This window comes from Caballeronia sp. LZ065, from assembly GCF_031450975.1.
GTDB lineage: Bacteria > Pseudomonadota > Gammaproteobacteria > Burkholderiales > Burkholderiaceae > Caballeronia.
In genome coordinates this window covers 1,096,589-1,111,761 of the sequence record NZ_JARUXV010000004.1, presented here as the reverse complement: position 1 = coordinate 1,111,761, position 15,173 = coordinate 1,096,589, and the positions used below count along the sequence as shown (strand labels likewise).

General features: G+C 62.8%; 13 protein-coding genes and 1 pseudogene. 8 read left to right on the top strand and 6 right to left on the bottom strand.

What is annotated here, in order from left to right:
* Nucleotides 1-274: 274 nt before the first annotated feature.
* The 4 genes from QCE63_RS31640 to QCE63_RS31625 all read left to right on the top strand — a co-directional run bounded on the left by QCE63_RS31640 (nucleotide 275) and on the right by QCE63_RS31625 (nucleotide 4,633).
* Nucleotides 275-904: a hypothetical protein gene (locus tag QCE63_RS31640; RefSeq protein WP_309838571.1), complete on the top strand. Its 630-nt coding sequence runs from the start codon at nucleotides 275-277 to the stop codon at nucleotides 902-904.
* Nucleotides 905-951: 47 nt separating this feature from the next.
* Entirely contained in the window at nucleotides 952-1,950 is a 999-nt protein-coding gene (locus QCE63_RS31635; protein ID WP_309838569.1) for a LacI family DNA-binding transcriptional regulator, read from the top strand.
* 120 nt (nucleotides 1,951-2,070) lie between these two features.
* A complete protein-coding gene (locus tag QCE63_RS31630) occupies nucleotides 2,071-3,855 on the top strand; it encodes an IlvD/Edd family dehydratase (protein ID WP_309838568.1) in 1,785 nt (594 codons plus the stop codon).
* A 10-nt stretch (nucleotides 3,856-3,865) separates the two neighbouring features.
* Nucleotides 3,866-4,633 (top strand): SDR family oxidoreductase, encoded by a 768-nt coding sequence (locus QCE63_RS31625; RefSeq protein WP_309838567.1) that lies wholly within the window; start codon nucleotides 3,866-3,868, stop codon nucleotides 4,631-4,633.
* Here the strand turns inward: QCE63_RS31625 and QCE63_RS31620 are convergent.
* A complete protein-coding gene (locus QCE63_RS31620; RefSeq protein ID WP_309838566.1) occupies nucleotides 4,603-4,989 on the bottom strand; it encodes a hypothetical protein in 387 nt (128 codons plus the stop codon). The genes QCE63_RS31625 and QCE63_RS31620 overlap by 31 nt on opposite strands.
* A 652-nt stretch (nucleotides 4,990-5,641) precedes the next feature.
* Between QCE63_RS31620 and QCE63_RS31615 the strand changes: the two genes are divergently transcribed.
* Nucleotides 5,642-6,421, top strand: a complete 780-nt coding sequence (locus tag QCE63_RS31615) for a G1 family glutamic endopeptidase (RefSeq protein WP_309838565.1) — start codon at nucleotides 5,642-5,644, stop codon at nucleotides 6,419-6,421.
* A gap of 134 nt (nucleotides 6,422-6,555) precedes the next feature.
* On the top strand, nucleotides 6,556-7,701 hold the full coding sequence (locus QCE63_RS31610; RefSeq protein ID WP_309838564.1) for an MBL fold metallo-hydrolase: 1,146 nt from the start codon (nucleotides 6,556-6,558) through the stop codon (nucleotides 7,699-7,701).
* 65 nt (nucleotides 7,702-7,766) lie between these two features.
* Here the strand turns inward: QCE63_RS31610 and QCE63_RS31605 are convergent, their stop codons facing one another.
* The 5 genes and pseudogenes from QCE63_RS31605 to clcA all read right to left on the bottom strand — a co-directional run bounded on the left by QCE63_RS31605 (nucleotide 7,767) and on the right by clcA (nucleotide 11,978).
* Nucleotides 7,767-7,928, bottom strand: a complete 162-nt coding sequence (locus QCE63_RS31605; RefSeq protein ID WP_035509367.1) for a DUF1328 family protein — start codon at nucleotides 7,926-7,928, stop codon at nucleotides 7,767-7,769.
* A 196-nt stretch (nucleotides 7,929-8,124) separates the two neighbouring features.
* Nucleotides 8,125-8,295 (bottom strand): hypothetical protein, encoded by a 171-nt coding sequence (locus tag QCE63_RS31600; protein WP_309838563.1) that lies wholly within the window; start codon nucleotides 8,293-8,295, stop codon nucleotides 8,125-8,127.
* Nucleotides 8,296-8,545: 250 nt separating this feature from the next.
* Nucleotides 8,546-9,151: pseudogene (locus QCE63_RS31595) on the bottom strand (LysE family translocator); the annotation flags it as partial.
* Nucleotides 9,152-9,286: 135 nt separating this feature from the next.
* Nucleotides 9,287-10,315, bottom strand: a complete 1,029-nt coding sequence (locus QCE63_RS31590; protein ID WP_309838562.1) for an aldo/keto reductase — start codon at nucleotides 10,313-10,315, stop codon at nucleotides 9,287-9,289.
* 334 nt (nucleotides 10,316-10,649) lie between these two features.
* Nucleotides 10,650-11,978 (bottom strand): H(+)/Cl(-) exchange transporter ClcA, encoded by a 1,329-nt coding sequence (clcA, locus tag QCE63_RS31585; protein ID WP_309838561.1) that lies wholly within the window; start codon nucleotides 11,976-11,978, stop codon nucleotides 10,650-10,652.
* 115 nt (nucleotides 11,979-12,093) lie between these two features.
* Here clcA and QCE63_RS31580 point away from each other — a divergent pair, with 115 nt between their 5' ends.
* Both QCE63_RS31580 and QCE63_RS31575 read left to right on the top strand, forming a co-directional pair.
* Entirely contained in the window at nucleotides 12,094-14,379 is a 2,286-nt protein-coding gene (locus tag QCE63_RS31580; protein WP_309838560.1) for a VTT domain-containing protein, read from the top strand.
* Nucleotides 14,376-15,119: an endonuclease/exonuclease/phosphatase family protein gene (locus QCE63_RS31575; protein WP_309838559.1), complete on the top strand. Its 744-nt coding sequence runs from the start codon at nucleotides 14,376-14,378 to the stop codon at nucleotides 15,117-15,119. The genes QCE63_RS31580 and QCE63_RS31575 overlap by 4 nt, the downstream gene beginning before the upstream one ends.
* The last annotated feature ends 54 nt before the right edge of the window (nucleotides 15,120-15,173 follow it).

Below are 15,173 nucleotides of genomic sequence, written 5' to 3'. Positions count from 1 at the left end.
ACAGGACCGTGAAACGACTCCACGCCGATGATAGTGCGGATCACCCGTGTGAAAGTAGGTAATCGTCAGGCTCCTCATGCTACAAACAAAAACCCCACCCCATAAAGGTGGGGTTTTTGCGTTTCAGGGCCTGGACCAAGATCTGGCCTGGCATTTGCATCCCGTTATCTCGTTCTGTCACCATCTCGATGTTCGACCCTCGCTTTCTGTCGGTAGAATGACGATGAGAGCCATCATGTCGACCCTCACTGGAGCGCATATGAGAACGAGCCTGTTGATCGCAGCCCTGAGCGCCGCCTTGCTGGTTGCCGCATGCGGCAAGAAGAACGACGCGAGCGAGTCCAGCCTGGGCGATGCAATATCCGCCGACATGAAAACCAGCCGCGGTCTGCTCTGTCTGAACCGCAGTGGCCGCGGTCCTTATACGTTTCCATCGGTCTATAGCAACCAGGACCTGAACGAATACGCTGCCGGCGCCTTGCGCGAGCAACTTGCCGCGCTGGAGAAGGCCGGCTTGATCGCTCGCGCGGCAACCACGCCCGCAAACGCCAGCGCCAAGCAGAACGGCGTCGCCTATAGCCTGACGGGCGAAGGGCAGAAATACGCGGTCGAAACGAATCGGCCGGCGGGCGATCCCAATGCCACGAACGACCCGCATACCTGGAAGATCTGCTACGCGCACGTCAAGCTCGACAAAGTAGCTAGCTGGACGGAGCCGGAGCCGACTGCGCACCGCTCGGATGTCACCTACACGTACAAGCTCGAGAACGTGGCCCCTTGGGCCGATGATCGCGACGTCAAGCGAGCGTTTTCCGAAGTGACGGCGTCTGATCGGGAAGCGGGCGAGACAAAGCTACACATCACGCTTGAGCAGCGCGAGGATGGCTGGGTGCGGGTGGATTGACCCGCGGTCTCAAGCCTCCGACATTCGTGCAAGCGAACCCGCCGCGCATGTCCGACGTCGCTCGCCGCGCGGGTGTGTCGAAGATGACTGTGTCGCGCGTGCTGGCGGGCCACAGCGTTGCGCTCGCCACGCGCGAACGCGTGCAGAAGGCCATCGATGAACTCGGCTACGTCGCCGATGCCGCCGCCGGCGCGCTCTCCTCGGGCCGGTCCGAATTCGTGGCCGTGCTGGTGCCGTCGCTCGCAAGCTCCAACTTTTCCGATACCGTCCGTGGCCTGTCAGCGTCGCTGGAGCCGCATGGCTTGCAATTGCTGATCGGCGATACCGACTACCATCTCGACCGCGAAGAGCGCCTCGTGCGTTCGATGCTGCGTCATCAACCGCGTTGCATCGCGTTGACGGGATCGCGTCACACCGAAGCGACGCGCACGCTGCTGCGCCGCTCGGGCGTTGCCGTCGTCGAGATGTGGGACGCGACGACAGATCCGATCGGTGCCGCTGTCGGTTTCTCCAATGTCAGCGCTGCGCGCGAAATGGTCCGCTATCTGGCGGGCAAGGGGCACGAACGCATCGGCTTTCTCGGCGGCGCCAGCGAGCTCGACCGGCGCGGCCTCGATCGCCTGAAGGGCTTCCGTGCGCAAATGAAGGCACTGGGTCTCGACGATCGTCGCGTCATCCGGTTGGGCGAATCGCCGATCACCATGAGTCACGGCGGGCCCGCGATGGCCGCGTTGCTCGATGCCTGGCCCGACACGCAAGCCGTCATGTGCGTGAGCGACATGTCCGCGTTTGGTGCGATCATGGAATGCCATCGGCGCGGGCTCTCGGTGCCGGACGACGTCGCGGTGGCGGGCTTCGGCAATTTCGAGGTCGCGGCCTGCTGTACGCCGTCGATCACCACGGTATCCGTGGATGCATACGGCATCGGCCGGCGCGCGGGCGCCATGCTGCTTGCGGCGCTCGACATGCGTGAGAATGGCATGGTCGAGCCGGCAGGAAAACGCGAACGTGTAGCGTACTCCGTGGTGCCGCGGGAAAGCGCCTGAGCCGCGGCAGGTTCGCTGGTGCGTGCTAACATGCATTGCGATGTTACCGGTAACGGAACCATGAAAACAGCAGCGCCGGCATGTGGGCCGGACGAGGCGCATCACATGGAGAGACAAATCATGCCCCAGCAGAAGGTACAACGGCTTCGTAGCCAGGAATGGTTCGACGATCCCTCTCACGCCGACATGACGGCGTTGTATGTCGAACGTTTCATGAACTACGGCCTCACGCGAGAAGAACTGCAGTCGGGCCGTCCGATCATCGGCATTGCGCAGACGGGCAGCGATCTCGCGCCGTGCAATCGTCATCACATCGAGCTGGCCGCGCGCACGAAGGCGGGCATCCGCGACGCGGGCGGCATCCCGATGGAGTTTCCTGTTCACCCACTGGCGGAACAGAGCCGTCGTCCGACAGCGGCGCTCGACCGCAATCTCGCCTATCTCGGGCTGGTTGAAATCCTGCATGGCTTTCCGCTCGATGGCGTCGTGCTTACCACCGGCTGTGACAAGACCACGCCAGCCTGTCTGATGGCGGCCGCGACCGTCGATATGCCGGCCATCGTCCTCTCGGGCGGCCCCATGCTCGATGGCTGGCATGAAGGCAAGCGGGTCGGCTCCGGCACCGTCATCTGGCATGCGCGCAATCTGCTCGCGGCAGGCAAGATCGATTACGAAGGCTTCATGCAGTTGACCACGGCGTCGTCGCCATCAATCGGTCATTGCAACACGATGGGCACCGCGCTCTCGATGAACAGCCTTGCCGAAGCGCTCGGCATGTCGCTGCCGACCTGCGCCAGCATTCCCGCCGCGTATCGCGAGCGCGGACAGATGGCATACGCAACCGGCAAGCGCATCGTCGAGATGGTGCGCGAGGACTTGAAGCCCTCGAAGATCATGACGCGCGATGCCTTCATCAACGCCATCGTGGTGGCCTCGGCGCTCGGGGCGTCGACCAACTGTCCGCCGCATCTGATCGCGATTGCGCGTCACATGGGTATCGAACTGACGCTCGGTGACTGGCAGCGTCATGGCGAGCCCGTACCGCTGATCGTGAACTGCATGCCGGCCGGTGACTATCTCGGCGAAAGTTTTCATCGCGCGGGCGGCGTGCCGGCGGTCATCAGGCAACTGGACCAGGCGGGGCTGATCGCGGGACAGTGCCTGACGGTATCGGGCCGCACCATCGGCGACACTGCGAGCGATGCGCCCGCCGCCGACAACGACGTCATCCGCACCGCAAGCGATCCGCTGAAACATGGCGCGGGCTTCATGGTGCTGTCGGGTAATTTCTTCGACAGCGCCATCATGAAGATGTCCGTGGTCGGCGAAGCGTTCCGCAAGACCTACTTGAGCGAGCCCGGTGCCGAGAACACATTTGAGGCGCGTGCGATTGTGTTCGATGGTCCGGAGGACTATCACGCACGCATCAATGATCCGTCGCTCGGCATCGACGAGCATTGCATTCTCGTGATCCGTGGTTGCGGCACGGTGGGTTATCCGGGCAGCGCGGAGGTGGTGAACATGGCGCCGCCGGCTGAACTGATCAAGCAAGGCATCGATTCGCTGCCTTGCATGGGCGATGGACGGCAGAGCGGCACCTCCGCAAGCCCGTCGATTCTCAACATGTCGCCGGAAGCGGCCGTGGGCGGCGGCCTCGCGCTCTTGCGCACGAACGACAGGATCCGCGTGGACCTGAACGCGCGCTCCGTCAACGTGCTGCTTGGCGAGGCCGAACTCGACAGCCGTCGCGCGCAGAGCGCCTTCGCCGCGCCAGTCGCGCAAACACCATGGCAGGAGTTGTATCGGCAGACGGTGGGGCAGTTGTCGACGGGCGGTTGTCTGGAGCCCGCGACGCTGTATCTGAAAGTGATCGAAACGCGCGGCAACCCGCGTCACTCACACTGAGCGCACCAACATGTCCTTTGCCATCTATCCGAGCCTCGAGGACCAGTGCGTCGTCGTGACGGGCGGCGGGAGCGGTATCGGCGCGGCGATGGTCGAGGCTTTCGCGCAGCAGGGCGCGCGCGTGTTCTTCCTCGACGTGGCCGACGCCGATTCGCAACAACTCGAACAGACGCTCGCGCGTGAACGACACGCGCCGAAGTATCTGCATTGCGATCTGCGCGATACCGCCGCCATCGAACAATCCTTCGATGCCATCGCGAGCGAGGCAGGGCGAATCGACGTGCTCGTCAACAATGCCGCGAACGACGATCGTCATCAGTGGGACAACGTCAGCGCTACTTACTGGGACGAGCGCATGGCCGTGAACCTGCGGCATCAGTTCTTCTGCGCGCAGGCCGCGGCGCAACGCATGCGGACGCAGCGGCGCGGATCGATCATCAACATGGGTTCGATCTCGTGGCACCTTGCCTTGCCCGAGCTCACGCTCTACATGACGGCGAAGGCGGCGATAGAAGGACTTACGCGCGGGCTTGCGCGCGACCTGGGCGAACACGGTATCCGCGTGAACACGGTGATTCCAGGCGCGGTGCGCACGCCGCGCCAGATGAAGCTGTGGCAGTCACCGGAGAGTGAAGCCAGGCTTCTCGCGCAGCAATGCCTGCACGAACGCATCGATCCGGAGCACATCGCGCGCATGGTGCTGTTCCTCGCCTCCGACGACGCCGCGCGCTGCACCGCCCGCGAGTATTACGTCGATGCAGGCTGGTTCGGCGCGTGAAGCGTTACGGCGGTGCTACGGCATCGCGTCACGTAACGTAACGCGGCCTGCTTCAGATGCGCGCGTCGCGCCGGCGCGAGACCTTCTGCGCTGATTTGACAGTCGGCACCGTGCCGGTCTCGATGTAATGCTGCACTGTGCGCAGCCTCGTGATAATCGCGTTCATCGAGCCAGTGCCAGACGGCGGCAAGAAACAGCCCGAGCCCGGCATGCCCGCAATGGGCAATTACTTCGGCGATTCCCTCAGCGAGCGCTTCGGCGCGCCCCTCGGTGCGCAACGCGCTTGCCACATGCGATGCGGCGCGTGAAACCAGCATCGCGTGCATCGCGTGGAGTTGCGGGTTGAACGTGCGCATTGCGTGCTTTCGTCGACTGCTTCCCATGAAGGCCCCGTCTTTGGCATCCGCGTGTTGTGCGCTCCGGGTAGATCTCGCTGATCGGAGTGCGTGCGGCGATTGGTTTTTTGAAGGCGCGATTCTTTGCGCTGCGTGTGCATTGCAAGAAGCGGGCCGGCGAGAGGATTCGGACTCAAGGTGAGCACTCGGAGCAGAGATGTGGGGTTGATCTGTCTTCCCGGCGCAGGCGATTAACGCTGCATTATGAATTTTTGATTCAAAATGCAAATGCGGATTTTCTTGTGAAATTATCAGTAAGTGTAATCGCGGAATGATTCGAGATTAATACGGGTTTTCGAAAAGGGGCTCGGCATTCTAAAGTCATTCGCGAACGGTTTCCAATTTTTATCCGCATTATTTATGGGCAGTCAAGTCGAAGGTCGATTTGATTTTCGGATCGTTCTTGTCTCAATTTTTATCGTTCGAAAATGCCGAACATTTTGGCGATTTGATGTCGATTTTTTCGATAACTAACTCACCGTGTAATTGAATTAAATCTGCCAAATTTTGTGATGTGCGAATCATGAGGTAGATGTGTCAACAGAGAAAATCATAGATTAGCAAGGCTTCAAGTGGGATTTTTAAGAACCTTGACTAACCTGAGGAATCGGAAGTGGATAAGTCGACCGTAAAGAAGTTATTCATGTTTGCAACGTTTTCCTGGATCATGATGGATGCGACTGCCTCTCATGCGCAAACCAGCACGACGAAGACAACCGTGGAGAATTGGGCTGGCTACGTCATAAACGACGCAACGTATTCGAACGTTTACGCGTCCTGGGTCGTGCCGACTGTAGATTGCAGCAAGATGGCTGCTGGTAAGGCAAGCATGTCATACGCGTGGGTTGGGTTGGGCGGGTACAGCGATGTATTGCTCACGCAAAATTCGCTCGAGCAAATCGGGACTGCACAAGCGTGCTCCGGAACGACGCCAGTTTATGGGGTCTTCTATGAGTTTTTTCCAGCCGGCCCGCAGTTCGGCAGCGCCGACTATCCTCTTTCGGCGGGCGATACGGTGACGGCAATGGTCATCCGAAACCTTGATGGAAGTTACACACTCCTGGAGTCGGCCACGGCCAAAGGCGCCGTCTTGCCGAAATGGACATTCAGCGCAAAGGGTTCGGCGCCGGGCTCGAGTGCTGCCGATCCGGGCAATAAATCCGCGGAATTCGTTATGGAGCAGCCGGGCACCGTGGGAAGCATGGGTCGCCCGCCGGTGGCGAACTATGGCAGTATTACTTTCTTTAACATCGGATACACGAAGGTAGGGACGGCCAGCGACGAATTGACCAAGGTCCGGTATTTCGAACCGTTTGCCGGGAACACGCTGTCGAATATCTTTGCGTTCCCGGCCACACTTTCGGCCACCAGCTTCATCGTGTATCAACTTTAAAGAAGCGGAAACACGCCGATATCGTCCGTCGCCTGCCAAGCGGCGATGGACGAAACCCCGTCCTGCGCGCGGTGCCTCGAGTCCGGGAGGCTTTTCGTACAATCGAACCCACTCGCACTTCAAGGCACAACGACATGCCGTGGTTTTCCGTCACCCTCGCCGACGCACTCATGCATACCAATCGCATGGCCCTTTGCACGATCGCACTGCTGGCAGGTTGTACTTCGAATACGTCCGCACGAAGTGAACAACGGCCCGATCCGTTCGACACTACCCAATCCCAACCTCTTCATCACGCGACACGCACGGCGTCGGGCTTCGAGAACAACTACGGTACGTTGCCGCGTGAATCGTTGCTGAAATGGCGCTGGGAGCGCTTCACACAAGGCCTGCCGAAGCCGCCAGCGAACGGCTACCACTTCCCGACCGTGCAGCCCGACGTCGCGTGGCTCAAGGCGAACCGCACGGCTGACACGCTCACATGGATTGGTCACGCGAGCGCACTCGTGCAGATCAGCGGCGTGAACATCCTCACGGACCCGATGTTGTCCGAGCGTGCGTCGCCGTTCTCGTTCGCGGGTCCGAAACGCAAGACGCCTCCGGGCCTCACGCTCGAGCAAATGCCGCACATCGATATCGTGCTCATTTCGCACAATCACTACGATCATCTCGACAAGCCCACTGTCGAAGCGCTGAACCGCCAGGCCGGCGGCCCGCCGCGCTTTCTCGTGCCCCTGGGCGTGAAAGCGTGGATGAACGACATCGGCATTACGAACGCGCAGGAGTTCGACTGGGGTGATGAAGCGCAGGCGCGGGGGCTCGATATCTGGTTCGTGCCGAGTCAGCACTGGTCGGCGCGCACGCCGTTCGATCGCTCTGAAACCTTATGGGGCGGATGGGTGGTGAAAACGTCTGCGGGCGCGGCGCATCCCTATTCGTTCTATTTCGCGGGCGACACTGGCTACTCACCGGACTTCCGTGACATCGGCGCGCGGTTAGGTGGTTTCGATCTCGCATTGATTCCGATCGGCGCCTATGACCCGCGCTGGTTCATGCACGCGCAACATGTGGATCCGGAGGAAGCCGTGCGCATCTTCCAGGATATCCACGCGAAGAAGGCGATCGGCATTCACTGGGGCACATTCGAACTCACGGATGAGCCGCTCGACGAACCTCCGCGCCGTCTGGCCGAAGCCGTGCGGCGTGCCGGTCTGCCCGCCGATGCGTTCACGGTGCTGAAATTTGGCGAGACGCTGCAACTCGACACGACCGGTCGCTGAATCGCAAGGACATGAAAAAACGCGCGGACTCCAGAGAGGTCCGCGCGTTTCGCGTTACTTCAGGGTCATCGCCTGAACACGCCCAGCAGCAAGGTCGCGAGGAAGATCACGATAAAGATGAAGAACAGGATCTTGGCAATCTCAGCCGCGCCTGTTGCGATCCCGCCGAAGCCAAAGAAGGCAGCGATGATCGCGATGATGAAGAAGATGACAGCGTAACGAAGCATGAAGTCCTCCACGGGATCGGTTGATCGAATGATTCGCAGCCGGGCTGTTGCCGATGCCGCTTCGCTCATGGCATGCATGCCGCGCGATGGCATCAAGCAACGCCTGTGCCCAGAAGCAAAAACGCCGCACGTCAGGATGACAGTGCGGCGTCGCTGGGTGCGTCATTGCAGACGCAGGGGGCACGGCTTGAGAAGGCTAACGGCCTACTGTGCGTTCGGAGTCGGATTCATCGTCGAGATCGTCCTCGTCATCGACGCTGTTTAGCGCATCCGGCAGGTTGTTCTCCAGTTCATCGCGCTCGATCTGATCGGCGAGATCGAGGGATTTGCGCGTGGCGGGACCGGACGGGCGGTTGGCTCCAGACATGACGTACTCCTTGAACAGATTGCAAAGCCGCGCCGGAAATTCGGCGCGAATTGACGAACAAGCAAGGCATGTACGCGCCAGCCTGTGACCGTCTCAGAAGCAGTCACACAGATGCTTGCTGGACGCTGCCGTCCCGACCTGCCCCAAACTTGCAAGCAGGACGGCAGATTTTGCGTGCTGGCGCGTCGGACCAGTATGCACCGGTCCCGGCGATCCGGCAAAGCGCGTGGCGCTGGTGTGCATCATGCGAAAAATGGGCCACGATCGGGTACAACGAAAGGACCAGCAGCAGCGCCATCGACAGGTTGAACATGCGCAGCCAGCGCGGATTGGCCAGGAAGCGCCGCAGCGACATGCCGAAGGCCGCCCACATCGTGATGCAAGGCAGGCCGATGACGACCAGCACGAGCGCCATTAACGCCGCATTCAACGAGAGACTGGCATGCAGATGAATGGTGGTTGCAGCGGTCAGCACCATCATCCATGCTTTTGGATTGATCCACTGGAACGCGATGGCTTCGTGAAAGCGCATCGGGCGGCTCTGGCCGTCGCGCAGCTGCACCGACGACGACGTGCCGATCTTCCACGCCAGATACAGCAGATACGCGACGCTCGCGGCTTCGAGGACGGTATAGAGCCAGGGCAACCGCTCGAAGGCTTGCGCGAGTCCCAACCCGACCGCAATCATCAGGATCGCGACGCCCGTGCTGATGCCGAGCACGTGAGGCAGCGTGCGCTTCAGGCCGAAATTGACACCCGACGCGAGCAGCATCGTATTGTTCGGGCCGGGCGTGATGGTCGTGACCAAGGCGAACAGCGCGGCGGCGGGCAGAGCGTTGAAGAGTTCCTGTGGCATGACGCGCTCCTTGAACTGAGATTCGATGAACCCAGTGTACTGGAGTGGTCCGGTACAGTAACGGTACAGATCGCCAACAGAATTCCGGTACGGAATAGAGGCGCGATTCCGGAAAATGCGCGCCTTCTCCTTCACTCAGACAGGAAACGGATTGCGCTCCGCAAAGCCCTGCTGATGCCAGTACGGATAGGCCGGCCGTACCGTGCTCGCCTCATCGAGTTTCCTGACCTGTTCGGGCGTGAGATTCCAGCCCACCGCACCGAGGTTCTGCCGCAACTGTTCTTCATTGCGCGCGCCGATCAGCACGGTTGCAACCGTCGGCCGCTGAAGCAGCCAGTTGAGCGCAACCTGCGGGATGGTCTTGCCGGTTTCCTCGGCGATGGCGTCGAGCGCATCGACGACGCGGTACAGATACTCGTCGGGCACCGGTGGCCCCATGTCGGCCGTCTTGTGCAGACGGCTCGTCTCGGGCAGAGGCTGGCCGCGCCGGATCTTGCCTGTCAGACGCCCCCAGCCGAGCGGACTCCACACCACGGCGCCGACCCCCTGATCGAGTCCGAGCGGCATCAGCTCCCACTCGTAGTCGCGGCCGATCAGCGAGTAGTACGTCTGGTTCGCGACATAGCGCGGATAACCATAGCGAGCAGCGACATCGAGCGACTTCTGCAGATGCCAACCCGAGAAATTCGACACGCCCGTGTAACGGATCTTGCCCGCGCGCACGAGGTCGTCGAGTGTGGAAAGCGTCTCTTCCACGGGGGTTTTCGCATCGAAACCATGCAGCTGAAACAGGTCGATGTGATCGGTTTGCAAGCGCTTGAGCGCGGCGTTCACTGCCTCGATCAGATGAAAGCGCGACGAGCCGACGGCATTCGGTTCATCGGGATCGAAACGGAACGTGGCCTTCGTCGAGATGATGGCCTTGTCCCGGCGGCCCTTGAGGGCTTCGCCGAGAATCGATTCCGATGCGCCGCGTGAATAGAGGTCGGCGGTGTCGAACATGGTGACGCCGGCGTCGAGACAGATGTCGATCAGCTTGCGTGCCTCGCTTACGTCGGTCTCGCCCCAGGCCTGGAAGAATTCGCCCTTGCCTCCGAACGTGCCGGTGCCGAAGCTCAGGACCGGAGCCTTGAAGCCGGAAGCGCCGAGATGTCGATATTCCATTGCGTGTCCTCGTTGAGATGAAGTCGAAGAGACGCCGCTTGCTTTCCTTATCAGGGGCGAGCGGCGCGCGCGTGTTCAGCGAACGAGACTACCGCAATGGCCCGCGGAATGCAGAATGCAAAACGCATAATGCCAACGCGCAGCCCGCAGCCCGCAGCCCGCAGCCCGCAGCCCGCAGCCCGCAGCCCGCAGCCCGCAGCCCGCAGCCCGCAGCCCGCAGCCCGCAGCCCGCAGCCCGCAGCATGCAAAACGCAAAACGCAAAACGCAAAACGCAAAACGCAAAACGCAAAACGCAAAACGCAAAACGCAAAACGCAAAACGCAAAACGCAGCATCAACGCTTGTCCGCCGCTGCGCGCTCGCCCAACGAGTCGTAGATCGGCGGCACGCGCAGCAGCATGGGCACGATCATCGCGGTGAAGCAGGCCGTGAGCATCGGCAGCAGCAGGGTGAAACTCGCGGTCATCTCGGTGACGAGCACGATGCCCGTCAAGGGTGCACGCACCACTGCGACGAAAAACGCGGCCATGCCGACGACCGCGAACGTGCTCGTGTCGCCTGTCACCGCCGACATGCCCGGAAACCAGTCAAGACACAGGCGCCCGAACACAAGGCCGGTCTGCGCGCCGAGCACGAGCAGCGGCGCGAACAGACCGCCAGGCGTGCCCGCCGCATACGACACGGTCCCCAGCACGAAGCGCAGCGCCAGCGTTGCGAGCACGCCCGCGATGGTGCCTGCGCCGAGCAGCGCGCGTTCGGTCAGCGCATCGCCGCCGCCCGCGAGATCCGGCGCGAACCACGCGAGCACGCCGACCGCCGCGCCGATGAGCGCCGCGCGCGCTGTCGCATGCGCGACTGTCAGCGGTCTCGACAGCGACTCGGCGATATCGAGCGTCCACAGGATCGCGCGGCAATACGCCACGCCCAACAGCCCCAGCAACATGCCGAGCAGCAGATGCGCGCCGGTCATCGCGAAGCCGGGGAACGGTTGCGCGGGCACGTGGAAGTCGGGTAGATCGCCGTGCAGCAGACGGGCCATCGCGATGGCGCTCGCCGAAGCGCCAAGCGCCGCGACCGCCGTGCGCGTGTCGAAGCGCCGCATGAGTTCTTCGAGCACGAAGACCGCGCCGGCGATGGGCGCATTGAAGGCCGTCGCGAGCCCTGCGCCCGCGCCGGCCGCGAGCAGCACACGGCAATCGCCGCCGGTGCGTCGCATGAACTGGCCGATGGCATGCGCAATCGATGCCCCCATCTGCACGGTCGGACCTTCGCGTCCCAGCGCGAGCCCTGCACCGATGGCGAGTACGCCGCCCACGAACTTGATGGGCACGAGCACGAGCGGCGCGGGGGGCAGCTTGCCGTGCAGCACCGCTTCGACATGCGGAATGCCGCTGCCGCTTGCCATCGGCGCGAAGCGCGCGACGAGCCAGGTCGCAAGCCCGGTGCTCACGGCCGCTGCGAGCACGACCAGTACAAAAGCGGCCTCATGCCCCGCATGGCCCCACGCGACGAACGCAGTGCGCCACGCCTCCGCGCGTTCGAGGGAAAAGCGGAAAACGACGCCGATGGCGCCTGTCGCCGAGCCGACGATGACCGATGCTACCGCTAGCGGAATGAGTCCTGCGCGTTCGTCGTTCTGTTCGAGGGAGTCGGTGTCGTTCATCGCGCATGAAGCTCCGCATCGGCATGTGCTGCGAAGGGTAGCATCGCGCCGGGCATGCTGCTTGCAAAACAGAAGTCTCATTCGACGCAAGGGAACGCGAAGGCGTGAGACACGCATGAATCAGGCAAGCGACGACGAGCCGTTTTTCCAGCCGGGACGCAACTGCGCGAGCGTGCGTCACGCGGAGCGCTTCAGCCTGCTCATCGACGGCGCGGATTATTTTCGCGTGCTGCGCGAGGCGATCACGCGCGCCGAGCGCACCGTGTTCATCCTCGGCTGGGACATCGACAGCCGCATGAAGCTCACGCCGGAAGGCGCGAACGACGGCTTTCCTGAAGCGCTCGGCGACTTCCTGCATGCGGTCGCGAATCACAGGCGGCGTCTGCGCATCTACATCCTGGCGTGGGACTTCGCGATGCTCTATGCGTTCGAGCGCGAGTGGCTACCCGTCTACAAGATGGGCTGGCGCACCAGCCGGCGCATTGCGTTCCAGATGGACGGCAAGCATCCAATGGGCGCTTCGCAGCATCAGAAGATTGTCGTGATCGATGACCGGCTCGCCTTTGTCGGCGGTCTGGATCTCACGCGCTCGCGCTGGGACAGCACCGCGCATGCGCCCGACGAGCCACTGCGCCGCGATGCGAACGGCACGCGCTATCAACCCTTTCACGATGTCCACACGATGTTCGATGGCGCGGCCGCGCGCGAAATTGGCCTGCTCGCACGCGAGCGCTGGGCGCGCGCCTGCGGCAAGCAGCTGGCGATCCGGGCGCATCGGGCGAACCTCGAACACGATGCCTGGCCGCCGTCGCGGCGGGTCGATCTCGAAGATGTCGAGATTGCCATCTCGCTGACCGAGCCCGGTTATCTCGGCCGCGAGCCCGTGCAACAGATCCGCACGCAGTATCTCGACGCCATCGCGCGGGCGCGGCAGAGCATCTATATCGAGAACCAGTACTTCACGTCGGGCACGATCGGCGCGGCGTTGGCCAAATCGCTCGCGCGCGAGGACGGTCCGGACCTTGCCATCGTCGTGCCGCGCAATCAGAGCGGCTGGCTGCAGGAAGTCACGATGGGCGTGTTGCGGGCGCGGTTGCATGCATTGCTCAAACGCGCCGACACGCATGACCGCTACCGGCTCCTGTGTCCGAGCGTGCCCAAGCTCGGCGACGAGATCGTCAACGTTCACAGCAAGCTGATGATCGTCGACGACGAATTGCTGATGGTCGGTTCGGCCAACCTGAACAATCGTTCGATGGTGCTGGACAGCGAATGCAATATCTCCATCGATGCCCGCGCCGACGCGCGCATCCGCCGCGCCATCGCCAGCATGCGCGACACCTTGCTCGCAGAGCATCTCGGTTGCGATATCGCGGACATCGAACGTGAACGCGCCGCGCATGGCGGCATGAACGCGGCGATCCAGGCGCTGCTGCGCGAGCGCGACGACCATCGCACGCTGGTGCCGCTGGACCCGCTGGTATCGAGGGAGCTCGATCAACTGATTCCGACCGAAGCGCTGATCGATCCGGAAACGCCGATCGCCGCCGACGAACTCGTCGACCAGTTCGTGCCCGCGGAAAAGACCCGGCCGCTGATCGGACGCTTCGCGCTGCTCGGCGTGCTTGCGCTTCTGGTCGTGGTGGTCGCGAGCCTGTTGCACTGGACTTCGCTCGGCGACTACGTGAATCTCCGCTCGCTGACGACCGCGACGCGCCGCATCGACGCGCTGCCGCTCGCGCCCCTCTGGATCGTGCTGGCCTATGTCGTGGCGGCGGTCGCTTCCGTGCCGATCACACTGCTCATCGCGGCCACCGGACTCGTGTTCGGCGCGGCATGGGGCGGGCTGTACGCCTTCCTCGGCACGATGGCCGCGGCGGCCATTTCCTATTCGCTGGGCAACTGGCTCGGGCGCGATGTCGTGCGCAGAGTCGCAGGGGCGCGCGTCAACCGTCTCTCCGAACGCGTTGCGAAGCGCGGCATCGTGGCCGTCGTCGTGCTGCGGTTGTTGCCGGTGGCGCCGTTCTCGATCGTCAATCTCGTGGCGGGCGCCTCGCATATCCGCATGCGCGACTTCATGATCGGCACGATGCTCGGCATGGGACCTGGCATCTTCCTCACGGTGGCCTTCGCGCATCAACTCGTCGCCTCCCTGCACCAGCCGACGGTCGGCTCGTTCGCGGTGCTGATCGGCATCGGCGCGGCGCTGATCGGCGTGTCGCTGCTGTTGCAGCGCTTCCTCGGCGGCGCTCAGCCTGACGCGCACGAAGGCGCACCCGGCGACGCCGACAAGCCACGCGCCAGCGAAGAAGCGAAGCGCGCGAGCGAGCTGCACGAGACCGGCGCGATGCCGCGCGACCCGGCGGCGCACAACGAGCGGCCCGACGAGGTCAACTCATGACTCCGCTGCACGAACCCGTGATCGACTTGCAGAACAAGAGCGATAGCCGTGCGCGCGAACTGCGTATCGCGACGTACAACCTGCATGGCGCGGTCGGCATCGACGGCAAATTTGCGCCGCAGCGCATCGGCGAAGTGCTTGCGGAGATCGACGCCGATGTCTTCGCGCTCCAGGAAGTGCCGCTTGGCGGCAGCGGCGCGCATGACGTGCTGGAGGTGTTGCAGCGCATGACGGGTCTGCATGCCGTCGCCGGGCCGACGCTCGATACGCCCGAGCGCCGCTACGGCAACGCGGTGCTCACGCGCTATCCGGTGCGCGCGGTGCGCACGCTCGACCTGTCGTTCAGGAGCCGCGAGCCGCGCGGTGCGCTGGATGCCGACATCGATTGCGGCGGTGAAGTGTGGCGCGTGGTCGCAACACATCTCGGCCTGGCGTCGAGCGAGCGGCGCGCGCAAGTGCAGCAAGTGCTGCAGAGTTTCGACACGCCCGCACTGCCCGTGATCCTGCTCGGCGATCTCAACGAATGGTTCGTTTACGGCCGCACGCTTCGGCGGCTCGTCACGCACTTTCATCGCGCCACTGCGCTGCGTACCTTTCCGACGCGCTTTCCATTGTTCGCGCTCGACCGCATCTGGGTGCATCCGGGCGAGCGTCTGATGCGAGTGGACGTGCATCGCACGCCGTTGTCGCGCGTCGCGTCGGATCACTATCCGCTCATCGCGCACATCGCTCATCGATGATGAAAGCGCCCGCATGGCGCGCGGTAAACATCAAGGAAGCATGCATCGAGATGC